Raw genomic sequence first — 21290 nt, forward strand, 5'->3', positions numbered from 1 at the left:
CCGCGACATGGTCGTCGATGAGTCCTTCTACAAACTCGCACGCGCCGGAGCCCATCAGGATCTCGCGGGCGCTGGCCACGTCGACATCTCCCGGGGCGCCGGCTTCCAGGATGAGCCGCAGGCGGGGACCGTGCTCCGTGCCGAGTGCATAGGCGACCAGAGGGGTCAGCTTCGCACGACAGATGTCCACCGAATTGCTCTTGCCTGTCACCGCCGGATCACCGAACACCCCGAGCAGGTCATCGCGCAGCTGGAACGCGATACCCGCACGGTGGCCGAAGCCGCTCAGTGCGTCCTGCTCGCGGCTGCCGGCGCCGGCGAGGATCGCGCCCGCTTGCAGCGGCGCCTGGAAGGAGTAGTGGGCGGTCTTGGCGCGGGTGACCGTGAGCGCGTCGGCGAGCGAGGGCGCCGCCGTCCCGACGCTGAGCGCCACGTCGCCCAGCTCGCCGGCTGCCGTGACCGACAGCGTCCGGTCCAGCAGGTCGAGCAGGCCCAGCCGCCTGCCCTCGTCGACGTCCAGACGTGCGATCAGCGCCTGTGCGGCGTGCGCAGCAGATCGCCGGCCAGAATTCCCGCCGCGCTCGACCAGGCCAGCGCCCCGTGCTCCGCGACACCGCACGAGCGCGCACCCGCGTAGAACTCACCGATCAGATTGGGCTTGCCGCGCCGCCGGGTATCGCCATCGATGACGTCGTCGTGCAGCGGAAAAGCGGTGTGCAGCAGTTCGAATGCGGCCGCGACCGCATCGGCGGCCTGTGGCCGGTCGAGCCCAGTTCACGGGCGGTGTGCAGCACGAGTGCCGGGCGGATGCGCTTGCCCCCGAGGCTCGCTCTGCGCAGGGCGGCCCACAACGCCACGAAGTGCTCACCCTGGTCGCTTGCGAGCGTCTCCTTCTCATCGAAGAATCGCTGCAAGCCGCTCATCGACCCCGGCAAGGTGAAACACGGTGTCCGCTCCGCGCACGCTGGGCTGCCACGCGTGACCGAGGACGGGTCCCGCGTCATCCAGCACCACCTGGACGTCATTGCGCATGACTGCCTCCAATCGCTCGCCAGGCTAGAAGGTAGCTTAGCATGCATTGATTTCGTCTCTACAATGCAGATATGGCCAGTCGCCGAAGGCGCGATCCGCAGCAGGCGGATCGCATGGTCGACCCGCGCGTGATAGACCCGGAGCAGGAGCTCGTCGAGTACGGCTCTCTGACCGAAGCCGAGATCGCTCAGGTGGTGCGCGTGCTCACCGGCATTCGCCGGTGGCGGGAGGCCGAGCAGCGGCTGAGCCTGTCATCGCGTGACCGGATGAAGCTGAACGAGACGGACATGCAGGCGCTTCGTTTCCTTGTCGTCGCCAAGAACGACGGTCGACTGGTCACGCCCGGCTCGCTGGCCGAATATCTGGGAATCTCATCGGCATCCACGACCAAGCTTCTGGATCGGCTCGCGGCGGCCGGGCACATCGAGCGCGCCGCGCACCCGACCGATCGCCGCGCCCTGACCATCCGCATCACTCAGCAGACCCATGAGCAGGTGCGTGACACGGTCGGTCGCACCCATGCCCGGCGGTTCGAGGTCGCAGTGGGGATGTCCCCCGCGGAACGGGACACCGTCATCCGATTCCTCGATGACCTCAGTCAGACGGCCGAAGCGGGCGCCACCGCCGGCGAGTCCGAATCCTCTCCGTGAGCGGCTGCCGGTGAATGATGTCTGCTACGCGGGCAGGTTCGCCTCGATGAGCTCGACGACCGCGGGGTCATCGGGCACCGTCGCGGAGCGGAACCGGTGGACCTGCCCGGTGGGCGTGAGCACGAATTTCTCGAAGTTCCAGGCGACCGGGCCGGCTGTGCCGGCGGCATCCGCGGTCTGCGTCAGCGCCTGATACAGCGGGGCCGCACCGCTGCCGTTGACCTCGACCTTGTCCAACACCGGGAAGGTCACGCCCCAGGTCGTGGTGCAGTAGTCCACGATCTCGTCGATCGTTCCCGGCTCCTGGTTCTTGAACTGGTTGCAGGGGAAGCCGAGCACGCTGAATCCGCGGTCGCCGTAGGTCTGCTGCAGCTTCTCCAACTGCTCGTACTGCGGGGTGAATCCGCACCGCGAGGCGACGTTGACGATCATCAGCACCGGGGAGTCGAAGTCGCCGAGGGTGGCGGTGCCGCCGTCGGCGGTCTGGAAGGGGATGTCGTGCAGATCGGTCATGATCCACAGCCTAGGCGCGCGCAGCCACGGCGGCCGCCGGTCTGGGAGAATGGACGGGTGACTGTCGCGACCGCTCCCGCCCGCACCCTGCGCATCGGGCCCATCGAGCTCGACGCGCCGGTCGTGCTGGCGCCGATGGCGGGCATCACGAACACGGCATTCCGGCGGCTCTGCCGTGAGTACGGCGCGGGGCTGTACGTGAGCGAGATGATCACCACCCGTGCCCTCGTGGAGCGCAACCAGACCACGATGCGGCTGATCCGCCACCACGAATCCGAGTCGCTGCGCTCGATCCAGCTGTACGGGGTCGATCCCCGGACGGTCGCCGACGCGGTGCGGATGCTGGTGGCCGAGGACCGCGCCGACCACATCGACATGAACTTCGGCTGCCCGGTGCCCAAGGTCACCCGCAAGGGCGGGGAGCAAGCTCTGCCCTGGAAGCTGGACCTGTTCCGCGGCATCGTGACCGAGGCCGTGCGCGCCGCCGGCCCGATCCCGGTCACGGTCAAGATGCGCAAGGGCATCGACGACGACCACCTCACCTACCTCGAGGCGGCGCGCATCGCCGAGGACGCCGGGGTCGCGGCGATCGCCCTGCACGCCCGCACCGCGTCGCAGTTCTACTCCGGCCACGCCGACTGGGCGGCCATCGCCGCGCTGAAGGAGGCCGTGACCGGCGTCCCGGTCCTCGGCAACGGCGACATCTGGTCGGCCGAGGATGCGCAAGCGGATGATGGATGAGACCGGGTGCGACGGCGTGGTCGTCGGGCGCGGATGCCTCGGCCGCCCCTGGCTGTTCGGCGACCTCGCGCGGGCCCTGGGCCGCGACGGCGCCGCCGCCGGCGCACCCGTGGACGCGACGCTCGGGTTCGTCGCCCGGGCGTTCCGCCGCCACGCCGAGCTGCTGGTGGAGTTCTTCGAGGATGAGGATCGCGGCTGCCGCGACATCCGCAAGCACGTCGCCTGGTACTTCAAGGGCTACCCGGTCGGCGGCGAGCTGCGGGCACGGCTGGCCACGGCATCCACGCTCGCCGAGATCGACACGCTGCTCGGCGAGCTCGATCAGGACCTGCCCTACCCGGGCGCGGCGGCCGAAGGCCAGCGCGGGCGCGCCGGCACGCCCAAGCGCACGGCGCTGCCCGAGCGGTGGCTGGACTCCCGCGAGATCGGCGCCCACGCGGCATCGCTGACCGAGTCGGAGGCCGATACGAGTGGCGGCTGAGGGCGCGTCCGCGGTCGGCGTCTCTCCGGGCCGGCCGAGCGGATACGACGATGCGGACGCCGCGCGCTTCCACGGGGAGCAGCACCGCTCCCAGCGCGACGACTTCGCCCGCGACCGCGCGCGCGTGCTGCACTCGGCGGCCCTGCGGCGCCTGGCCGCGAAGACCCAGGTGCTCAGCCCGGCCTCGCCGGCGGACTTCGCGCGCAACCGGCTGACGCATTCGCTCGAGGTCGCGCAGGTCGGACGCGAGCTGGCCACCGCGCTGCGGCTGTCGCCGGACGTGGTCGACACGGCGTGTCTGAACCATGACCTGGGCCACCCGCCGTTCGGCCACAACGGCGAACGCGCCATGAACGACTGGGCCGAGGGGATCGGCGGGTTCGAGGGCAACGCGCAGACGCTGCGGATCGTGACCCGGCTCGAGCCCAAGGTGCTGGGTCCGGACGGGACCACGTACGGCCTGAACCTCACGCGAGCCAGCCTGGACGCGACCTGCAAGTACCCGTGGACGGCCGATCGCCCCCTGCCGGACGCCGGCGGACGGCTGAAGTTCGGCGTGTATGCCGAGGACGAAGCCGTCTTCCACTGGATGCGCGCGGACGCCCCCGGACGGGTGCGGTGCATCGAAGCCGAGGTGATGGACCTCTCCGACGACATCGCCTACTCGGTGCACGACTTCGAGGACGCCGTGGTCAACGGCTATCTCGACCCGGCCCGACTGACCGCTCCCAGCGAGCACGAGGCCCTCCTGGACGCCATCCAGTCCTGGGTCGGCTTCGACTTCCACCGGGACGAGCTGGCCGAGGCGCTGCACCGGCTCACCGCGCTCGGCCAGTGGCTGACCGCCTTCGACGGCTCGCGGGCGGCGCTGGCGCGGCTGAAGAACCTGACCAGCGACCTGATCGGGCGCTTCGCCCGTGCCGCGACATCCGCGACCCGTGAGGCCTACGACACCCCGGTGCTCACCCGCTACCGCGCGCACGTGGTGGTGCCCCGGGTGATCGAGGTCGAGATGGCGGTGCTCAAGGGCGTGATCGGCGCGTTCGTGGTCTCGATCGAAGGACGCAAGGAGCTGTACAAGGAGCAGCGCCGCGTGCTCAAGCGCCTCGCCGACGCCCTGTGGCAGCATCCGAGCAGCTGGACGCGGTGTACGCCGGCGACTTCGCTGCCGCACAGACGGATGCCGCGGCCCGTCGCGTGATCGTCGACCAGGTCGCCAGCCTGACCGACCAGCGCGCCCTCGCCTGGCACGCCCGACTGGTCGGTCCGGTCGACGGCCCCTCGCTCGGCGTCTGGATCCCGACGCTCCAGGTGGCCGAGCCCCGCCTGCCGGAACGCGGGCCGGCCGCACCGGCGCGCACGACGGGACGGCACTGATGGCCGGCCGGATCGCGCAGGCCGACATCGACGAGGTCAAGGCCCGGGTCGACATCGCCGACGTGATCGGAGAGCGGGTCGCCCTCAAGCCCGCCGGGATCGGCTCGCTGAAGGGGCTGTGCCCGTTCCACGACGAACGCAGCCCGAGTTTCAACGTCCGGCCCCAGGTCGGCTTCTACCACTGCTTCGGGTGCGGCGAATCGGGCGACGTGTACACGTTCCTCCGGCAGATGGACCATCTCACGTTCACCGAGGCGGTCGAGCGGATGGCCGCCCGCATCGGGTTCACCCTGCACTACGAAGAGGGCGGGGCGGCGCCGGAGACATCCGGCCGCTCGCGCCTGTACGCGGCCAACGCCGCCGCCGGCGAGTGGTTCCGGACGCAGCTGGTCACGCCGGCGGCCGACATCGGCCGCCGATTCCTCGGGGAGCGGGGCTTCGATGCGGGCGCGGCCGCCCACTTCGGGGTCGGATTCGCGCCGAAGGGGTGGTCCGGACTGCTGGACGCGCTGACCAAGCAGGGGTTCACCCGGGACGAGCTGCTGGCGGCCGGTCTCGTCTCGCAGGGGCAGCGCGGCGTGTACGACCGCTTCCGTGGCCGCCTCATCTGGCCGATCCGCGCCATCACCGGGCAGACGGTCGGGTTCGGCGCACGCCGGCTGCTCGAGGACGACACGGGCCCGAAGTACCTGAACACGCCCGAGACCGTGCTCTACAAGAAGACACAGGTGCTGTACGGGCTGGACCTGGCCAAGCGCGACATCTCCCGCGGCGACCCGCGACGCGTGGTCGTGGTCGAGGGCTACACCGATGTGATGGCCTGCCACCTGGCCGGGGTGACGACCGCGGTGGCCACCTGTGGCACGGCGTTCGGGGCCGACCACATGGGCATCCTGCGGCGGGTGGTCGGCGACGACGGATCCGCTGAGGTGGTGTTCACATTCGACCCCGACGCGGCGGGCCAGAAGGCCGCGGTGCGCGCGTTCGCCTCGACGAAGGGGCTGGCGGCGCAGAGCTTCGTCGCCGTCGCCCCCGAGGGGCTCGACCCGTGCGACCTGCGACTGCAGCGGGGGATGCCGCGGTCCGGTCGCTGATGGACACCAAGGTGCCGATGTTCGAGTTCGTCATCGATCAGCGGATCGCCGGCTACGAGCTGGGGTCGGTCGAGGGGCGGATCGGCGCGCTGCGCGCGGCCGCGCCGATCGTCGCCGAGCTGCGCGACCCGATCATGCGCCGCGAGTACGAGCGCGTGCTCGCGCGCCGCCTGGGCATGGACACCGGGGAGGTGCACGGCGCCGTGACGCGGGCGTCCCAGACCGAGAGCCGGGATGCCGCATCCGCCCGCCGCACCGAGCCCGAGCCGGCTCCCGCGGTCGCCCCGGAGCCTGCGCGTGACGGTGGCGAGCCTGCCGCGCACGGCCGATGTCGTGCTCGAACGCGACGCGCTGATGGGCTTCCTCCAGTACGGGCATCGGATCGACCCGGAGCTGTGGCAGCGCGCCGTGCAGCTGCCGCTGCGGCATCCCGCCCTCGACGCGGTGCGGCAGAGCGTGGCCGCCGCGTCCGACCTTTCGCGCCCCGGCTGGGCGGTCGAGGCGGTGTCGGCGGTCCGCGAGCCGTACCGGTCGCTGGCCGCCGAGCTGCTGACCGGCGAGTTCCCCGCCCGCGACGACGACCATGCCACCGTGTCGGCGCAGGATCTGGCCCGGCGGCTGATCACCCGCTCGATCGACGCGCGCAAGCGCGAGCTGCTCGGCGCCGTCCAGCGCGTCCCCGCGGACTCCGAGGAGGGCCGTGCCGTGCGCCTGCAGCTGCGCGAGCTGGATGCCGACCGGCAGCGCCTCCGCGCCGAGTCGTAGCTGGCGGACGGCCCGCGGACAGGGCAGGATGAGGGGATGGCCCGCCACCGCGACGCCGACGTCGCCATCCGCTGCAGCGACCTGTCGATCACCCGCGCCTCGGCGCGCGGAACGGCGACCGAGCGCGTGGTCGACGGCGTCGACTTCACACTCGCACACGGACGCAGTCTGGCCGTGCTGGGCCCCACCGGTGCCGGAAAGTCCAGCCTCGGCGCGGTGCTCGCCGGCACTGACGAGCCCGGGTTGGCCGTGGTGGGCGGCGACGCGCGGGTGCAGGGCATCCCGGTGCGCCGGCCCGGCCGGGCTCATCGCACGCTCACCTACCTCGTCGGATATCTGGGCCAGGGGGCGGGGACGCGCCTGCCGGCTCGGCTGACGGTCGAAGAGGTGATCTCGTCACCGGTGACCAGCCGCGACCGGCGCGTGAACAAGCGCGCCCTCGCGCTGCGTGTGGCCGCGCTGCTGGACGAGCTGAAGCTCCCACTCGGGATGACGGTGAAGTACCCGTACGAGCTCAGCGCGGGAATGCGGCAGCGCGTGGCGCTGGCCCGCGCCCTCATGCTCGACCCGAAGCTGCTGGTCGCCGATGACCTGTTCGCCAATCTGGACGTGCAGGCCCGCGCGGCGGTGGTGGAGGCCATCCGACGGCGCTGTGACGGCTACGGCATGTCGACCCTGCTGATCGGCAACGATCGCGACGGCATCCGCGCACTCGGCGCGGAGGTCCTGATCCTGCGCTCCGGCCACGTCGTGGCGTGCGGCGCCAACGTCGACGACGTGCTGTGGACGCCCAGCGCGGGAGCGGACAGACGCCTGATCGCGTCGTGACCGCCCGCGGAAGTTTGCTACGATTGTCTGGTCGCTCGCCGCAATGCGAGCGGATATTCCTCCATAGCTCAATTGGCAGAGCAATCGGCTGTTAACCGGTAGGTTCTTGGTTCGAGTCCAAGTGGGGGAGCGAAAAGGCCTCGGGCTCCACCCCGGGGCCTTTTTCCTGTTCACCGCAAGGGTGTATCGCCCGCGGCGCCTCCTCGCTACGGTGGGGGCATGAGCATCCTCCTCATCATCCTGGCGGTGATCGCCATCGTCCTGCTCTTCGTGGGCGGGTTCATCGCGGCCGTGAAGTGGCTGCCTGTGGGTCGGCCTGATCCTGCTGGTGATCGCGGTCATCGCCTGGCTGCTGCGCGTGATCGCGGGCCGTCGGGCATAGGCGCTGCAGTCCGGCGTCCGGAGCACGACGCATGCCCGGGTAGGCTTTCTGCTCGGGCGTGCGCTGTGCCCGGGGAAGGACGCCGATCATCGAGAGTTACACAGTCGCGACGGATGGTGCCTGCTCGGGCAATCCCGGCCCCACCGGATGGGCCTGGGTCGGGGCGGACGGCCAGTGGGCGGCGGGTTCGCTGCCGCTGGGCACGAACAACATCGGCGAATTGCTGGCTCTGCTCAACGCCATCCGCGATCACCGCGATGTGGCGCTGCTGACGGTCCAGGCCGATTCGAAGTACGCGATCGACACGTACGCGTCGTGGATGGATGCCCATGCCCGCCGGGGCTGGAAGACCAGCACCGGCGCGCCGACGAAGAACGTCGAGATCCTGCGGGAGCTCATCGTCGAGCGCGACGCGCGTCGGGAGCACGGCGTGCCGGACGTGATCCTGGAGCACGTGCGGGGGCACGCCGGCCACCGGCTGAACAGCTGGGCCGACGAGCGCGCCGTCCGTGCGGCATCCCACGGCGCGAAGGGCGCGCAGAGCCGGTGGTCCTCGCTGGACGGCCAGGAGCCGATCGATGTGGGCGTCGACCCGCCGCGTTCGGCACAGGACAAGCCGCGCAGACGATGACCGAGCGCGGTCCGGCGGACGGGGCTGGCCGCTAGGCTGCGCGGATCCGGTCCCGGCGGGGCGGGAGCCGCTCGAAGCCGGCCGACTCGTAGGTGGCGATGGCCGCGACCCGCGTGCTCTCGGTGCAGACCAGAACGCTGGAGGAGCCCAGCTCCTGCAGCACGGCGGCCGCGGCGACGCAGATCGCCCGACCGTGACCCTGCCGGCGGTGCTCCGGCAGGACGCCGAGGGCAGGCCGGTCGACCGGCGCGGTCAGGTCGCGACGCAGCGGGGTCCACGATTCGCCCGTGCCCCAGCCCGACTGCGTCAGGCGTGCCTGGACCAGGGTGCCGTTCGGCGTCTCGACCGCCCACCGGCCGGTCGGGAGGACACCATGCGCCGGATCGGCCAGGTCGGCGACGAGCCGGTCTGCCAGCGCCGTGTCCCGACGGGACGACGGTGCGACCGTCAGCCTCAGAAGGTCCGGCCCGTCCAGGAGGCCGACGGCGACGATCCGCCCGTCCCGCGTCCAGACCCGCAGGGCCGCCGCGGTCGCGGCCGCGCTACGCGTCGATGTCGTCGACCCCGGGTGTCCAGGACTGTCCGGCGCGGCCCCAGCCGCGCTTGCGCGCGATCTTCTGCGCCGTCTTCCAGTCGCCGTCGCCGAGCCGGTCCACGTAGAGCACCCCGTCCAGGTGGTCGAACTCGTGCTGCATGATCCGCGCCCGCCAGCCGTCGACCTCGATCCGCACGGGGGCGCCGTCCAGATCGATGCCGGTCACCAGCACGTCATCGGAGCGCCGCAGCGGGAACCGCTCACCGGGGAACGACAGGCACCCCTCGCTCTCCTCGTCCGGGTCGGGCGCTCCGGGCTCGGTCGGCTTCATCCACAGCACCGGGTTGATCACCACGCCGCGCCACGGGGCGCCGTCATCGTCCTGATAGGTGTACACGTACAGCCGCAGCGGGACCCCCACCTGGGGTGCCGCCAGTCCGACGCCGGGCGCGGCATCCATCGTCTCGTACATGTCTGCGACGAGGCGGCGCACGTCGTCGGTGATCTCGTCGACCTCGGCTTGCGGGGAGCGCAGCACCGGGTCGCCCAGGATGAGGATCGGCAGAATGGCCACGTCTTCAGCCTACCCAGCCCGCCTCGCAGGTAATGTCGAAGAGTGATCGCGACGGGCCTGCCGCTGAACGACGTCACCGACCATCTGGTCGGGGTTTTCCGCGACCCTGCGATCCTCATCGGCATCCCGCTGGCGCTCCTGGGCGCGGTGTTCATGTCCTTCGGCGCGCAGTACCAGCACCGCGGCGTCAACAAGGTGGAGCGTCTCACCGGCACCAGCGGCAGCGAGGGGCTGAGCGCCAGGCAGCTTGCCGAGCCTGCTGCGGCGGCCGTCCTGGGTGGCTGGGACGCTCATGCTGGCCCTGGCGATCGTCTGCCAGCTGTCGGCGCTGGCCTTCGCGCCGCTGATCCTGGTCCAGCCGGTGGGTGCCATCTCGCTCGTGATCACGACCCTGTTGAACGCGCGCATCTCCGGTCACAAGCCCACGACGAGGTCGGTGCGCTCGATCATCGCCTGCGTCGGCGGCATCTTCGTGTTCGTCACCATCGCCGCCTTCGTCGCGACCGAGACCCCGCTGACCAGCGGTCAGCTGCTGACCGTGCTGATCATGCTCGCCGTCGTCCTGGTCGTGCTGGCCACCGCCTGGGTGCTGCCGCGCAAGCGCGCGCACCCGCTGTTCTACATCGTGGCCTCCGGCATCCTGTACGGATTCGTGGCCACCCTGGCGAAGATCGTGATCAAGCGGGTGCAGGTGTGGGACATCGACGCGATGACCATCGTCTGCCTCATCGGCCTGCTGCTGGCCGCCGGACTCGGTGCCTACTTCGTGCAGACCGCGTACTCGGTCGGTCCGCCCGACCTGGTGATCGCGGGGCTGACGGTGGTCGACCCGATGGTGGCCGTGCTCATCGGACTGACCGTGCTGAAGGAGGCCGCCACCGCGGGCGTGTGGGCCTACGTCGGCTTCGGCATCGCCGGGGCGATAGCGATCTACGGGGTGTTCTCGCTGGCGCGCAACCACCCGCAGGTGATCAGCGACAGCCAGGAGCTGCCGATCCGGCGCGGCAGCGACGGGAGCGGTCCGGGCAAGCCCCGCCGCTGAGGCCCGACGGCCGTTCCGCGATCGCGGCCCAGCTGACGGCATCCCTGCCACGATCATCGCGCGACGGCGACGGACGGGGACGATAGGCTCGGATGCGCAGGGGGCGGTGGCCAAGCTGGTGAAGGCAGCGGGCTCATAACCCGACGATCGTGGGTTCAAGTCCCACCCGCCCTACCGATCCGCCCCTCCCGGTCGGAGCATCCGGTCGTCCCTATTCGCGGGAGAGAGCGGCGAGGGCCTCCAGCTCCAGGTCGCGGTACTGCTCTTCGCCCACGTCCACGACCACGCCGAGCAGCCTTCCGCCGGTGAACGGGAACGGGTTGGCATACTGCCGGCTGACGGTATCGGCGCTGTCGAAGCCGACGCACAGTCCGTCGCCGCACAGGGTGAACTTGCCCACCTGCGCGCGCATCGGCCCCTGGTCGACCACCTCGTCATCCACGTAGAGCGTGCAGGTGCCGACCGACTCCTTGTGCTCACCGGCTCCCTCCCGGACGAACTCCATGCCCAGCACGTGCGGTCCGGGGGTGAGCTCCTTCGAGACGAAGGTCTGCTCGGGCGGGATGCCGAGGAAGTTGTACACGTAGTGCAGCTTCCCGTCCTTGATGAACAGGGCATGTCCGCCGAAGCGGGAGCCGTGCGCGAACAGCACGCCTTCGGCATCGCCCTCGAGCACGACATCGGCGGCGATCTTGAACGAGCGCCCGCGCACGTTCACCGCCACGCCTTCGGGCACCGCGCCGCTGTCGGGGTAGTAGATGAAGCGGGTGCGGGCGGGCTCGGAGGTCGGACGATCCAGCGTCAGCTGCTCCATCGCCGTCCGGTCATCGATCGGCAGCCCATAGTTGGCGTCGGCCTCTTCGAACCACGCGGCGACGAGCTCCATGACCTTCTCCGGATGCCGGTCCGCCAGGTTCTTCGACTCCGACCGGTCCTCGTCCACGTGGTAGAGCTCCCACTCGTCCTCGTCGAAGTGGCCGTGGCCGGTGATGGGCGCGTGTGTCGCGGCGACCTTCCAACCGTCCTGCCAGAGCCCGCGGGTGCCGATCATGTTGTAGTACTGGCGCTTCTTCCGCGTGGGCGCGTCGGCCTGGTCGAAGGTGTAGCGCATGGAGACGCCGGGCAGCGGCGCCTGCTCCACGCCGCGGTAGACCTCGGGCATCTCGAGACCGGCGAGATCGAGGATGGTGGGGACGATGTCGGTCACATGGTGGTACTGGTGCCGGATCTCGCCCTTGGCCGCGATCCCCTTCGGCCAGTGGATGATCAGCGGGTCGCAGGTCCCGCCGGAATACTGGCTGTACCGCTTGAACATCTGGAACGGCGTCGAGAACGCGGCCGCCCAGCCCGTCGGGTAGTGGTTGTACGTCTCCGGGCTGCCCAGCTCGTCGAGCCGGGCGAGGTTCTCGGCCAGGTCGTCCGGGTAGTTGTTGAAGAACTTGTTCTCGTTCACCGATCCGTCCGGCGATCCCTCGCCCGACGCGCCGTTGTCGGCGCAGTAGAAGATCACAGTGTTCTCGAGTTGCCCGCTGGCCTCCAGATAGTCGACCATGCGGCCGATCTGTGCGTCGGTGTACTCGCTGAACCCGGCGAACACCTCGGCCATGCGGGCGAACAGCCTCTTCTCATCGTCGCTGAGCGCGTCCCATGGCTTGACGTGGTCTGCGGGATTCGCCTGGTCCTCGGGGAGCGGGTTGAAGGGGGTGAGCTCGGTGCCCTCGGGCATGATGCCCTTCTCGATCATCCGCGCCAGCACCCACCCGCGGTAGGCGTCGTAGCCGTCGTCGAACATGCCCTTGTACTTGGCGATGTAGTCGTCGGGCGCATGGTGCGGGGCGTGATTGGCTCCCGGGCAGAACCACATGTACCAGGGCTTCGAGGGGTTGGAGGCCTGCTGATCGCGGAGCATCTTGATTCCCTGATCGGCCAGGTCCTTCGAGAGGTGATAGCCCTCCTCGGGCGTGTACGGCTGCTCGATGAAGTGGTTGTCCTCGGCGAGATCGGGGTACCACTGGTTGGTCTCGCCGCCGAGGAAGCCGTAGAAGCGGTCGAAGCCCATCTGCAGCGGCCACTGCCGACGGCTGCCGCCGCTGGAGTTGTCCTGCTCGGGGACGTTGTGGTCCTTGCCGAGCCAGAAGGTGCTGTAGCCGTTGTCCTGCAGGATGTGCGCGAGGGTGGCGCAGTCGTCCGGGATCCGGCCGGAGTTGCCTGGGAATCCGTTGGTGGACTCCATCAGCGAGGCGATGCTGTTGCGCGTGTGGTTGCGTCCGGTGAGGAAGCTCGAACGGGTCGGCGAGCACAGCGCAGTGGTGTGCCACTGCGTGTAGGTCAGGCCGTTCTGGGCCAGGCGGTCCAGCGTCGGCATGTTGATCCGTCCGCCATAGGGCGACCACGAGGCCATCCCGGTGTCGTCGTACAGGATGACGAGGACGTTCGGCGCGCCCTCGGGCGGCTGGGGGAGCAGATCAGGGCCCCAATCCGGTTCGGAGTCTCGGACATCCAGGGCGATCTTGCCGGTGAATTCCTTGGCCATCGGGGTGCTCCCGTCGCTCGGTCTCTCGCGGACACATCCACGCTATCGACCGGCCGTCGCATGCGCCAGAGGGCATGTGCGGCTAGGTTCGGGGATGTGACGCCCCCGTCGACGCCCCCGACCGCATGCTGCTGCCGAGCCTCGCCGGCTACCGGCGCGTGTGGCTGCCGCGCGATGTCATGGCGGGGCTGGCCGCCGGCGCCGTCGTCATTCCGCAGGCGATGGCCTATGCGACGATCGCGGATCTTCCGGTCGCGGTGGGGCTGTACACCTGCATCCTGCCCATGCTCGTCTATGCGCTGCTGGGCGGCTCGCGGGCGATGAGCGTGTCGACGACGTCGACGGTGGCGACGCTGACCGCGACGACCCTGGTCACGGCCGGGGTCGTCTCGTCCGCCCCGGACGGCCTCGGCGCGCTCACGACGCTCACGCTGCTGGTCGGCGCGATTCTCCTCCTGGCACGGCTCCTGCGGCTGGGCTCCCTGGTGGAGAACATCAGCGGCGCGACGGTCCTCGGGGTGCAGATCGGGGTCGGCGCGATCGTCGCCGTCGGGCAGGTGCCCACGATGCTGGGGGAGACCCTCGACGTCAGCGGCGAGGGCCTGTTCGCCGTGATCGCGGCCGCGATCGCCAGCGTGGGCACCGCGAGCGTGCCCACGGTCGCGCTGTCGGCCGGCAGCGTGGCGGTCCTCCTGCTGCTCAGGCGCTTCGCCCCGCAAGTCCCCGGCGCGCTGATCGTCGCGGTCGGCGGAATCCTCCTGGTCGGCCTCGGTCATCTCGACGCCCTCGGCGTGGCCCTGATCGACGCGGTGCCGACAGGGATGCCGCGCCTGGGCCTGCCCGACCTGTCGGTGGCCGGCGACCTGGTTCCCGGGGCCTTGGCGATCGCCGTGATGGCCTTCCTCGAGTCCGCCGCCGTCGCCCGCACGATCCGTGAGCGATCCCAGCCGCAGATCGACAGCGACCGCGAGCTGCTGGCGATGGGCGCCGCCAACGTGCTCGGCGCGTTCTCGGCCGCCATGCCGGCCGCGGGCGGCTTCTCGCAGAGCGCGGTGAACCGCGGCGCCGGCGCCCGCACCCAGCTGGCGGGGGTGGTGACCGCGGTGCTGGCCATCCTGGTCGCGCTGTTCCTGGGGCCGGTGCTGAGCCTGCTGCCGCAGGCCACGCTGTCCGCGATGGTCTTGGTGGCCGTCGTCGGGCTGATCGACGTCCGCGAACTGGTCCGGTGGGCGCGGCTGAGCCCGGTGGACTTCTGGGTGGCCCTCACGGTCGCCCTCGTCGCGCTCGCAGCGGGACTCCTGGTCGCGGTGGGCGTGGGCGTGGCCGCGACCCTCCTGCTCGTCCTGCGCGAGCTGAACACGCCCCGCCTGGACATCCTCGACCAGCGCGGCAGCGCGCTGGCCGTCCATGTGGGCCGCGGCCTCTACACGGCGAATGCGCGCCCGATCTCTCGGGCGGTGATCTCGCTGGCCGTCCGCCGTCGGCCCGCGGTGTCGGCGCTGATCCTCGACCTCACCCGACAGGACGCACTCACGGTCACGGTGCTGGACGCGCTGGAAGAGCTGGAGGCGGACCTGGCCGCGCACGACGTCGTGCTCGATCTCGCGGCCCTCCCGCCGCCGGCGGCGGCGGTCGCGGCGAGGGTGGACTGGTATCGGCGCCTGCAGGCGCTGGGGCGGGTGCACGCCACGGTGCGGGACGGGATGGCCGCGGTCGCTCCGGAAGAGGATGTCTGAGGCACCGCGCGTGCGCCGGGCGATATCGTGAGCGCACACCGACGGTTGGAGGTCGATATGTCCGCACCACTGAATTCCTGGCGAGACGGCGCCGCGCGATCGGCGATCCTCGCCTTCGTCGATGCCGTCACCGATCAAGACGGACCCGACTTCGTGCCGGTGGAGGGACGGGTCGCGGTCTTCGACAACGACGGCACGCTGTGGACCGAGAAGCCGATGCCGACGCAGCTGCACTACCTCCTGGAGCAGTGGAAGCGCGCGGCCCAGGCCGACCCGGCGCTCGCCGACACGCAGCCGTACCGGGCCGCCGTCAGCGGCGATCTGGGCTGGCTGGGCGCGGCGATCGACAAGCACTACGCCGGTGACGACGGCGACCTCGGCGTTCTCATCGCGGCCGTGGCGGCGGCCTCCGCCGGCGCGAGTGTCGAGGAGTACGAGGCATCCGTCGCGGCGTTCTTCCGCGACGCGCGTCACCTGACGTTGAAGAGCTCGTATGCGCTGACGGTCTTCCAGCCCATGGTGGAGCTGATCCGGCTGCTGGATGCGAACGAGTTCCGCTCGTACATCGTCTCCGGCGGCGAGCGCGACTTCATGCGTCCGGTCGCTCAGGACTACTACGGCATCCCTCCCCAGCGTGTCGTGGGCACGGCGATGGACCTGGAATACGACGCCGAGGCGAATCTGGTCCGCTATGCGCCGAAGCTGTCCTTCTTCGACGACGGGCCGCAGAAGCCGATACGGATCTGGAGCAGGATCGGCCGGCGGCCGATCCTGGCCGCGGGCAACTCCAACGGCGACGTCGACATGCTCCGGTTCGCCCAGGGCAGCCGCCGAAGCCTCGCGCTGCTCGTGCGTCACGACGACGACACCGGGCGTGGCGACCAGCCGTACGACGCCGGCGCCGAGGAGGCGCTGTCGGCGGCGACCGCACACGGCTTCACCGTCGTGAGCGTGCGCGACGACTGGGAGACGGTCTTCCCCGGGGTGCCCGCGTCCTGAGCGGCCGCGCTCAGTCGTCGTCGGCGATGTGCAGCGTGCGGAAGTCGGTGCGGTGCAGCGCCCGCAGGAGCACCGCCTTCGCGCCGCCGAACGCGCGCAGGCCCTCGGCGGTCGGGCACGGACCGATCCGGTCGATCCGATGGCGTCGTCCCTTCACGACGACCTCGCAGTGGCCGGCCGCGGTGATGTTGCGGTACCAGTTGACGTCCGGGCCGTAGGTGAGCTCGGCGATGAACGCGTCATCGGCGCGCGCGAGGATCACCGGGGTCTCGTACACGGTCCCCGACCTGCGGCCCACGTTGATCACGAGGCTGAACGGGCCGATGCCCGCACGCGCCATCCGCCGGGTGAGCCGGTTCAGCGTCGCGTTCAGCGCCTTCAGGTACCGCTGCCGGAATGAGAGCTCCACCATCCCATTCTCGCCTGGCCGCCTACATCGCCGCACCGATGTAGGAGTACTTGATGAACACCTCGCCGGCGATGCCGGCTTCATCCAGCACGCCCTGCACGGCGGCGAGCATGTACCTCGAGTCCCACCCCATGTAGAGGAAGTGCTCCGCATCCAGCTCGTCCCACTGACCGTTCCAGGCCTGCGCCGGGAAGATCGGGCCGCCCCGCCGGGCGCTGTACGCGACGACGTCCGCGCGGGAGTCGGCCCAGAGTCGACGGAAGATGCGATTGAACAGGTACTTCACGTCGTGCACCTCCCAGTGCTCGCCGCGGTACTCGACGTACTCGAACTCGCGCTCCCAGCCGCGCGGCCACCCGCGCCGCCGCTTCGCGTCCAGCACCGGGGTGAGACCGTCGTCGTCGATCAGCACGGTCTCGGGACGGCGCCAGATCGACAGCAGGACGTCGGTGAGCTCCGCCGTGCGCGCGGCGATCTGGGCCGTGCCCCAGGCATCCCGCCCGGCGATCGCGCGTGTGATCGCCAGGTCGCTGGCCGCGTAGGCGGCGCGCTTGTCCGGGAAGGACGCGCCGAAGACGCGCTCGGCGAGCGGCTGCTCGAGGAGGGTCATGTTGCCCAGCGACTGGGCGAGCGCGCGATGGCTGTTCTGCTCGTCGTCGGACAGGTCCTTCCAGCGGCGGGCGCCGTCGCCGCTCCAGTCGTCGGACGGGGCAAGCGGGAGGATGTGCTCCAGATCGAGCCCGTCCAGGCTGGCCGTGCCGCTGATCCGGCCGAGTACGTAGGCGGCGTGGGGGAGGTCGCCGTATTTCAGGGCCACGCGCACCCGCTCGTCGGACGGCGTGATGCGCGAGATGGCGTGGTCCAGCGCCTGCGGGCCCTCTTCCCGTGCGCGGCACAGGCGCGCCACGAGCCGCTCGCCGCCGACGCCGACGATCTGCCGGCGCAGCGCAGGGCCTGCACGTGCTCGAGCAGCGTGATCAGGCCCGCGCGATCGAGCAGCCCGCGTGCGTGGTCGCGGTATGCGCGCATCACCAGCGGGTACATGCCGCGGCCGAAGGTGTTCGCGTAGGCGAGCTGGCGCGAGATCTCGGCATCCTTCTCCCGCGTGGGATCCAGGAGCACGGCGTACACCTCGGCGTAGGCGCGCCAGTCGGCGGCCCGCACCCGCAGCTCGTCCAGGTCGACCCGCGGCACCTGCGCGCGGAACGCGTCGTAGACACCCCGTTCCCCGGCCACCGTGACCTCGCGCCCGGTCGTCATGATCAGGTAGTGCCGCCAGAACCCCGCGATCTGCTCGCCCGTGGCGCGTTCGATCGGCAGCCAGAACTCGTCCTCGACGGCGGTCTGCTGCTCGTGCGTGAGACCCATCAGGATGTAGTTGTGGATCAGCTCGTGATCGCGCAGCGGCTCGCCGGTCGAGTTCAGGCTCTCGAAGATCTGCTGCGCGTTGGCCCCGGCCCCGAGCGTGATCGACACATGCTCCAGCTTCTGGATCCCGCGCCACACCTGCCGCGCCTCGCCGAGGGCGACCTGACTGCGGAAGAACGCGTAGTTGTCGTCGAAGCGCGACTCGGGGCGGGTGCCGTCCGGTCCGCGTCGGTCCAGCACGACATCCTCGAACAGCTCCGCCCACTCGCGGTGGGGGCGCAGCTTGGTGCGGCTCGCATCGTCGGCGCGCAGGAGCACCCGGGACAGCTCTTGCGCCAGCTCGGGGTCCGCGTCCCGCACGGTGTGATGAAGTGCGGCCACCAGCAGCATGAGCGTGGTGATCCGCTGCTGGCCGTCGATCAGGATCAGGTCGCGCAGGTCGTCGTCGGCACCGGATGCCGCGGCCGACAGGATCGAGCCGATGAAGTGCATGTGCCGTCCGTCGGCGTCGGCCACCCGGCGCACATCGGCCAGCAGCCTGCTCGCACCCGCCGATGTCCCAGCGATACTGCCGCTGGTAGACCGGCACGACGATGGCGGTCTGCGGCTGGGCGAGCCAGGCGATGGTGTTGACCGCGGTGGCGTCGACGTTCGTGGCACTGCCCATGGCTGACATCACACTTTCTGCGGGCGGGAGGGGACGGCGCGAGGCACCCGATCTACTCTAAGTGCGCGGTCCGGATGGGGCCCGGCGGCCCGCGGGAACGCCCCTGTTATTCACGGCGGCGGCCCCGAGAGGCGGAACAGCCCCGATGTAGGCTTGCCTAAGTCGGGCCTGTAAAAACTTCGCTGGCCCTCTACGAAAGGTCATGATCCTCATCATGGGTTACATCAAGTCCGCCGCTCTCGAGGAGACCGGCTATGTCGTCCTGGACAGCTACAACCAGGAGCTCGACCCCAAGGAGTGGCTCGACATCGAGTATGTCGACTGGAAGTCCTCGGGCGACACCCGCTTCGCGCCGCTGGCCAGCGCGTTCGGTGAGATCGAGTGCAACGGCTTCTGGAACCACAAGCCGCCGCGCACCGACAAGGACGGCGTGTGGATCGAGTCGCAGGTCGCGAAGGCGCCGAACCTGACCCGCCGCGCACAGGAGCCGGGCGCCAACGTCGGGCGCTGCCGGGTGATCGAGCTCGAGCCCACCCCGTACGGGGAGTGCCTCTACAACCTGCACCAGGATGACAACAACCGGCTGAACCCGGACGGGACCGGCTGGGTCGTGCGCGGGTTCTTCAACCTGACCGACGACAAGGACAGCTTCTTCGTGCTGCGCGAGAACCGCACCGACCCGCAGGGCGAGGTCCGCATCGCGCTGCCGGCCGGCGCGCAGCTGATCATCGACACCCAGCGACTGTGGCACGCGACGACCCACCTGGGCTCCGAGCCGCGGTACAACCTCATCACCTCGTGGACCAGCGGGCCCGAGCTGGACGCATACATCGAGAAGTACAACGGCCGCAATCGGGTCGACAGCGTCCCGGTCGACCAGGAGATCCTCGATGCCGGCTACGCCGAGCAGGCGCGGAAGGATGCTGCGCGCGCGGCATACTACGCCGCCAAGGGGCAGGCCGAGGTCCGGGCCATGAGCGAAGCCTGATCGTCCGGCCCGCCGACACGGGAATCACAGGCTTGTGATTCCCGTGTCGGCGGGCGATAATGAGCGCAGACAACAGAACAGCACGCCGCCGCATCCGGTCAGGTCGTAGGGGAAGACGTACCTGACGAAACGGAGAGATCATGGCGGCGACACCATCGCGTGGAGTGATTCTGATCCACTCCGCGCCACGCGCATTGTGCCCCCACTTGGAGTGGGCGGTAGGACGCGCTCTTGGGCGTGCGACGAGCTTCGACTGGGCCGACCAGCCGGTGCTCGGCGGCAGCCGACGTGCGGAGTTCTACTGGGAGGGGCCGGCCGGCACCGGGGCGGCCCTGGCGACCGCGATCCGCGGCTGGGAGCACCTGCGCTTCGAGGTCACCGAGGACCCGACACCGCGCAGCGACGGCGGACGCTGGATGCACACCCCCGGGCTGGGCATCCACTATGCGCAGACCGACTCCGCCGGCAACGTCGTGATCGGCGAGGACCGGCTGCGCTACGCCATGGACGTGGCCGCCGGCGATGTGGCCGAGCTGGAGCGCGAGCTGCAGATCGCCCTCGGGTCGGCCTGGGACGATGAACTGGAGCCGTTCCGGCACGCATCCGACGATGCGCCGGTGGTGTGGCTGCACAAGGTCGGCTGAGAACAACTCCCCACGGCACTGCTGCCGTGGGGAGTCTGCGTTTCTGCGGATCAGGAGGACGCGAACGCGACCACCGCGTTGTGTCCGCCGAAGCCGAACGAGTTGCTGATCGCGAGCTTGCGGGCCCTCTCCGAGGGGCTGCACGTCGCCGGAGATCCGGAAGGGCACCTCGGGGTCCTGCTCAGTCAGATTGATCGTCGGAGGCGCCTGACGGTTCGTGATCGCGAGGATGGTGAACACCGCCTCGAGCGCACCCGTGCCGCCGAGCAGGTGTCCGGTGGACGCCTTGGTGGCCGACACCGGGATCTCGTCGATCCGGTCGCCGAAGACCTGCTTGAGCGCCTGGTACTCGTTCGGGTCGCCGACCGGGGTGGAGGTGGCGTGCGCGTTGATGTGCGTGATGTCGTCGGGCGAGGCATCCGCCGCCTCGAGCGCCATCCGCACCGCGCGCGCGGCGCCGTGCCCCTCGGGGTCGTTCGCGGTGATGTGGTACGAGTCGGCGGTCACCCCGCCGCCGGCCGCGTAGGCGTAGATCTTGGCGCCGCGGGCCTTGGCGTGCTCCTCGGTCTCCAGGATCAGCACGGCCGACCCTTCGCCCATCACGAAGCCGTCCCGGTCGATGCTGCCCGGCCGCGACGCGTGCTCGGGGTCGTCGTTGCGGCGGGACAGGGCCTGCATCGAGGCGAACGCCGCCATCGTCAGCGGGTGGATGGCCGATTCGGTGCCGCCGGCGATCACGACGTCGGCAAGTCCGTCCTGCAGGTGTTCGATGGCGTTCGCGATCGACTCGGTGCTCGAGGCGCAGGCGCTGGCGACCGTGCGCGCGAACGCGCGTGCGCCGAAGTGGAGGGAGATGTTGCCGGCCGCGGCGTTGGGCATCAGCATCGGGACCGTCATCGGCATCACGCGGCGGGGGCCCTTCTCGCGCAGCGTGTCCCACGCATCCAGCAGGGTCCACAGTCCGCCGATGCCGGTCGCGAAGTCGACGCCCAGCCGCTCCGGATCGACCTCGGGAGCGCCGGCGTCCGCCCAGGCTTCCAGCGCCGCGACCATGGCGAACTGCGAAGACGGGTCCAGACGCTTGGCGAGGGGACGGGCCAGAACGCTCTCCGGACGGACGATGCCCTCGGCCGCGAACGTGACCGGCAGCTGGTACTCCTCCACCCAGTCGTAGGGGAGGGTGTGGGCGCCGCTTGCGCCGTTCAGCAGGGCGGACCAGCTTTCGGGCGCGGTGCCTCCCAGGGGAGTCGAAGCGCCGATGCCGGTGACGACGATGCGGGACGTGCTCATGTGGGGTTCCT

Annotated in this window: 17 protein-coding genes, 2 tRNA genes and 7 pseudogenes; 15 read left to right on the plus strand and 11 right to left on the minus strand. The window is 70.4% G+C overall.

Annotated elements, in window-relative coordinates; all coding sequences use genetic code 11:
• Nucleotides 1-154: 154 nt before the first annotated feature.
• The 3 genes and pseudogenes from L2X98_RS21965 to L2X98_RS19510 all read right to left on the minus strand — a co-directional run.
• A pseudogene (locus L2X98_RS21965) lies at nucleotides 155-619 on the minus strand (polyprenyl synthetase family protein); the annotation flags it as partial.
• Nucleotides 529-744: pseudogene (locus L2X98_RS21970) on the minus strand (polyprenyl synthetase family protein); the annotation flags it as partial. The pseudogenes L2X98_RS21965 and L2X98_RS21970, both read right to left, overlap by 91 nt.
• Before the next feature lie 150 nt (nucleotides 745-894).
• A complete protein-coding gene (locus L2X98_RS19510) occupies nucleotides 895-1032 on the minus strand; it encodes a hypothetical protein (protein WP_290427311.1) in 138 nt (45 codons plus the stop codon).
• 113 nt (nucleotides 1033-1145) lie between these two features.
• On the opposite strand from L2X98_RS19510, the gene L2X98_RS19100 reads away from it, so the two are divergent.
• A complete protein-coding gene (locus tag L2X98_RS19100; protein ID WP_259611916.1) occupies nucleotides 1146-1682 on the plus strand; it encodes a MarR family winged helix-turn-helix transcriptional regulator in 537 nt (178 codons plus the stop codon).
• Between the two features lie 24 nt (nucleotides 1683-1706).
• On the opposite strand, the gene L2X98_RS19105 is transcribed toward L2X98_RS19100, so the two are convergent.
• The gene (locus tag L2X98_RS19105) at nucleotides 1707-2195 is read right to left on the minus strand and encodes a glutathione peroxidase (RefSeq protein WP_259611917.1); all 489 of its coding nucleotides are present in this window, start codon (nucleotides 2193-2195) and stop codon (nucleotides 1707-1709) included.
• 57 nt (nucleotides 2196-2252) lie between these two features.
• On the opposite strand from L2X98_RS19105, the pseudogene dusB reads away from it, so the two are divergent.
• From dusB to L2X98_RS19135, 8 genes and pseudogenes are all read left to right on the plus strand, one after another.
• Nucleotides 2253-3417: pseudogene (dusB, locus tag L2X98_RS19110) on the plus strand (tRNA dihydrouridine synthase DusB).
• A pseudogene (locus L2X98_RS19115) lies at nucleotides 3407-4794 on the plus strand (deoxyguanosinetriphosphate triphosphohydrolase). The pseudogenes dusB and L2X98_RS19115 overlap by 11 nt, the downstream one beginning before the upstream one ends.
• A complete protein-coding gene (gene dnaG, locus L2X98_RS22560) occupies nucleotides 4794-5888 on the plus strand; it encodes a DNA primase (RefSeq protein ID WP_435526227.1) in 1095 nt (364 codons plus the stop codon). The pseudogene L2X98_RS19115 and the gene dnaG overlap by 1 nt, the downstream one beginning before the upstream one ends.
• A 17-nt stretch (nucleotides 5889-5905) precedes the next feature.
• Nucleotides 5906-6010 (plus strand): annotated as a pseudogene (locus tag L2X98_RS22565) (hypothetical protein); the annotation flags it as partial.
• Nucleotides 6011-6185: 175 nt separating this feature from the next.
• The gene (locus tag L2X98_RS22570; RefSeq protein ID WP_435526293.1) at nucleotides 6186-6653 is read left to right on the plus strand and encodes a hypothetical protein; all 468 of its coding nucleotides are present in this window, start codon (nucleotides 6186-6188) and stop codon (nucleotides 6651-6653) included.
• Nucleotides 6654-6689: 36 nt separating this feature from the next.
• Nucleotides 6690-7481, plus strand: a complete 792-nt coding sequence (locus L2X98_RS19125; RefSeq protein WP_259611918.1) for an ATP-binding cassette domain-containing protein — start codon at nucleotides 6690-6692, stop codon at nucleotides 7479-7481.
• Between the two features lie 57 nt (nucleotides 7482-7538).
• A tRNA-Asn gene (locus tag L2X98_RS19130) sits at nucleotides 7539-7611 on the plus strand.
• A gap of 310 nt (nucleotides 7612-7921) precedes the next feature.
• Nucleotides 7922-8494 carry a ribonuclease H family protein gene (locus L2X98_RS19135; RefSeq protein ID WP_259611919.1) on the plus strand — a complete coding sequence of 191 codons (573 nt, stop codon included), beginning with the start codon at nucleotides 7922-7924 and terminating at the stop codon, nucleotides 8492-8494.
• A 31-nt stretch (nucleotides 8495-8525) separates the two neighbouring features.
• On the opposite strand, the gene L2X98_RS21975 is transcribed toward L2X98_RS19135, so the two are convergent.
• Together L2X98_RS21975 and def are read right to left on the minus strand one after the other, a co-directional pair.
• A complete protein-coding gene (locus tag L2X98_RS21975; protein ID WP_354003085.1) occupies nucleotides 8526-9014 on the minus strand; it encodes a GNAT family N-acetyltransferase in 489 nt (162 codons plus the stop codon).
• Between the two features lie 22 nt (nucleotides 9015-9036).
• The gene (def, locus tag L2X98_RS19145) at nucleotides 9037-9603 is read right to left on the minus strand and encodes a peptide deformylase (RefSeq protein ID WP_259611920.1); all 567 of its coding nucleotides are present in this window, start codon (nucleotides 9601-9603) and stop codon (nucleotides 9037-9039) included.
• A 42-nt stretch (nucleotides 9604-9645) separates the two neighbouring features.
• On the opposite strand from def, the pseudogene L2X98_RS19150 reads away from it, so the two are divergent.
• Both L2X98_RS19150 and L2X98_RS19155 read left to right on the plus strand, forming a co-directional pair.
• Nucleotides 9646-10645, plus strand: a pseudogene (locus L2X98_RS19150) (DMT family transporter).
• Between the two features lie 100 nt (nucleotides 10646-10745).
• Nucleotides 10746-10819 (plus strand) — tRNA-Ile (locus L2X98_RS19155).
• Between the two features lie 37 nt (nucleotides 10820-10856).
• On the opposite strand, the gene L2X98_RS19160 is transcribed toward L2X98_RS19155, so the two are convergent.
• A complete protein-coding gene (locus tag L2X98_RS19160; RefSeq protein WP_259611921.1) occupies nucleotides 10857-13178 on the minus strand; it encodes an arylsulfatase in 2322 nt (773 codons plus the stop codon).
• A 125-nt stretch (nucleotides 13179-13303) separates the two neighbouring features.
• On the opposite strand from L2X98_RS19160, the gene L2X98_RS19165 reads away from it, so the two are divergent.
• Together L2X98_RS19165 and L2X98_RS19170 are read left to right on the plus strand one after the other, a co-directional pair.
• The gene (locus L2X98_RS19165; RefSeq protein ID WP_259611922.1) at nucleotides 13304-14914 is read left to right on the plus strand and encodes a SulP family inorganic anion transporter; all 1611 of its coding nucleotides are present in this window, start codon (nucleotides 13304-13306) and stop codon (nucleotides 14912-14914) included.
• Between the two features lie 57 nt (nucleotides 14915-14971).
• The gene (locus L2X98_RS19170) at nucleotides 14972-15913 is read left to right on the plus strand and encodes a haloacid dehalogenase-like hydrolase (protein ID WP_259611923.1); all 942 of its coding nucleotides are present in this window, start codon (nucleotides 14972-14974) and stop codon (nucleotides 15911-15913) included.
• Nucleotides 15914-15923: 10 nt separating this feature from the next.
• Here the strand turns inward: L2X98_RS19170 and L2X98_RS19175 are convergent, their stop codons facing one another.
• Genes L2X98_RS19175 through L2X98_RS19185 form a run of 3 tightly spaced genes read right to left on the minus strand, consistent with a single transcriptional unit; the run spans nucleotide 15924 to nucleotide 18215 of the window.
• On the minus strand, nucleotides 15924-16325 hold the full coding sequence (locus L2X98_RS19175) for a nitroreductase/quinone reductase family protein (RefSeq protein WP_259611924.1): 402 nt from the start codon (nucleotides 16323-16325) through the stop codon (nucleotides 15924-15926).
• Nucleotides 16326-16344: 19 nt separating this feature from the next.
• Nucleotides 16345-17145, minus strand: coding sequence for an HNH endonuclease family protein (locus tag L2X98_RS19180; RefSeq protein ID WP_259611925.1), 801 nt, complete (start codon nucleotides 17143-17145; stop codon nucleotides 16345-16347).
• The gene (locus tag L2X98_RS19185) at nucleotides 17130-18215 is read right to left on the minus strand and encodes a DUF262 domain-containing protein (RefSeq protein ID WP_259611926.1); all 1086 of its coding nucleotides are present in this window, start codon (nucleotides 18213-18215) and stop codon (nucleotides 17130-17132) included. The genes L2X98_RS19180 and L2X98_RS19185 overlap by 16 nt, the downstream gene beginning before the upstream one ends.
• 356 nt (nucleotides 18216-18571) lie before the next feature.
• On the opposite strand from L2X98_RS19185, the gene L2X98_RS19190 reads away from it, so the two are divergent.
• On the plus strand, nucleotides 18572-19345 hold the full coding sequence (locus L2X98_RS19190; protein ID WP_354003086.1) for a hypothetical protein: 774 nt from the start codon (nucleotides 18572-18574) through the stop codon (nucleotides 19343-19345).
• Nucleotides 19346-19485: 140 nt separating this feature from the next.
• The gene (locus tag L2X98_RS19195; RefSeq protein WP_259611928.1) at nucleotides 19486-19989 is read left to right on the plus strand and encodes a DUF3145 domain-containing protein; all 504 of its coding nucleotides are present in this window, start codon (nucleotides 19486-19488) and stop codon (nucleotides 19987-19989) included.
• Between the two features lie 50 nt (nucleotides 19990-20039).
• On the opposite strand, the pseudogene L2X98_RS19200 reads toward L2X98_RS19195, so the two are convergent.
• Nucleotides 20040-21279: pseudogene (locus L2X98_RS19200) on the minus strand (beta-ketoacyl-[acyl-carrier-protein] synthase family protein).
• Between the last annotated feature and the right edge of the window lie 11 nt (nucleotides 21280-21290).

It is taken from the genome of Microbacterium elymi (genome assembly GCF_021582895.2).
In the GTDB taxonomy this organism is placed as follows: domain Bacteria; phylum Actinomycetota; class Actinomycetes; order Actinomycetales; family Microbacteriaceae; genus Microbacterium; species Microbacterium humicola.